The organism is Kitasatospora sp. NPDC002543 (assembly GCF_053594915.1).
In genome coordinates this window covers 1-1,583 of sequence record NZ_JBSFWR010000231.1, presented here as the reverse complement: position 1 = coordinate 1,583, position 1,583 = coordinate 1, and the positions used below count along the sequence as shown (strand labels likewise).

Annotated in this window: 1 protein-coding gene; it reads right to left on the bottom strand. The window is 70.3% G+C overall.

Features of this window, described 5'->3' with window-relative positions:
• Positions 1-10: 10 nt before the first annotated feature.
• Positions 11-1,456 (bottom strand): NF041680 family putative transposase, encoded by a 1,446-nt coding sequence (locus ACWD4P_RS38165; protein WP_449782813.1) that lies wholly within the window; start codon positions 1,454-1,456, stop codon positions 11-13.
• Positions 1,457-1,583: the final 127 nt, after the last annotated feature.

Genomic DNA, 1,583 nt, shown 5'->3' with positions numbered 1-1,583 from the left:
AGCTTGGCGTTTAACCCTGGTGAGCTTGGTGTTTCTTGATCGTCTTGGCGCGTTTGACGGTCTTGCCGACGTCGTGGCGCCTGGCGCGTTGCTTGTTCTTCGAGCCGGGTGGCCGTCCCGGGCCCGGCCGGGACGGTTTCGGTGCGGCTGCCGGACGGGCCGTGGTCGCGCGGATGTTGCGAAACCCCCGTCGGACCCGGGCAGGGGTCAGACGGCGGGGCCCGGCCGGCCGTTCCCAGGGGCGGCGTAGGTCCTCGGCGAGCGGGCGGGCGAGACGGAGCTGGGTGTGGGCGGCGATGACCAGCCAGGTCCACAGGTCGGCGCTGTCGGCGTGTCGGATCTTCGGAGTGGTCCAGCCGAGGGTCTGCTTCATCAGCCTGAAGGTGTGCTCGAGATCGAATCTGCGGAGGAACGCCTGCCACCAGCGGTCCACGTCCGCCGGCGTGGCGGCGGTTGACGAGACCCATAGCCAGACCGGCTTCGGGTCGCGGTCTCCCGGCAGACGCTCCACCTTCAGGCGCATCAACGTGCCGTGCAGGACAGGCAGTTCCTCCTCGGCGAGGTCCAGCCAGGGGCCGCGGTGGGTGAGTCTGGGGTGCATGCGGTCCCAGGCCATCGCCTCGGCCTTGCCGTAGCGGGTGGTGTCGGTGACCGTGGTGACCTCGGGTTCGTGCCAGCTGTCGGGCCGGGCGAAGGACAGGACGCCGCCGTGCTTGCGGGGCCGGCCGCCATTCGGACCGGAGCGGGCAGGTCCGGCGTCGCGGAGCATCACGCGGTCCGAGCGCAGTCTCCCGACCAGCACGACCGGCAGGTCCGCCAGTGCGTGGGAGAGGTAGGCGACGTCGTAGCCGGAGTCCATGGCGACCCAGATCTCGGGGTCACCGTCGTGCCACTGCCCGGCCTGTCTCAACCTGTTTACCACGTCGCGAAGTTGGTCGGCGGTGACTGCGGTTGCGTCGTCCGCGGGCCCGAGGCGCGCCGCGTCCAGTAGCGCGGTCCAGGAGGTCCGACCGGTCTCCAGGGCCGCGACGAAGGAGTACGGCCAGCCGGGCACGAACTGGTCCTTGCTGCGGTCCCCGCGCCCGTAGACGTGGCAGAACAGCCGGTCGTCGCTGGTGGGGGCGTCGGGCCGGAGCCAGTTGCTCACGTCAACGGCCAGTACGATCCGCCCGTCGGCCGCGCGGGGCAGCGGCAGGCCGGCCAGGATGCGGCGCAGGCGGGCGGGCTCGCACCAACCCCGGTCCAGCGCGGCGTACAGGGCTCCGTGCCCACGCCGGTGCTCGACGGCCAGCGACAGCTCGACCAGGCTCTTCACCGGCCCGTCCGTACACAGCACTGCGTCCGTGAGCTCGAACAGCGCGTCCGCGCGGGCGTACAAGCACTCGTAGAACTCGACCCGAAAGCGGGACAAGACGTCCAACGCCGCATCTGCGGGCGCATCGACGGGCAGGCTCATGGGCAGCGGCCGTTCTCTCGTGCTTCGTGACTCGACACCTCGAAGCGTGGAGAACGGCTGCCTCCGTCGTCCCGGAAAGAACCGCAGATCAGCAGGTCGAGTGACCTGCGAGGTTAAACGCCAAGCT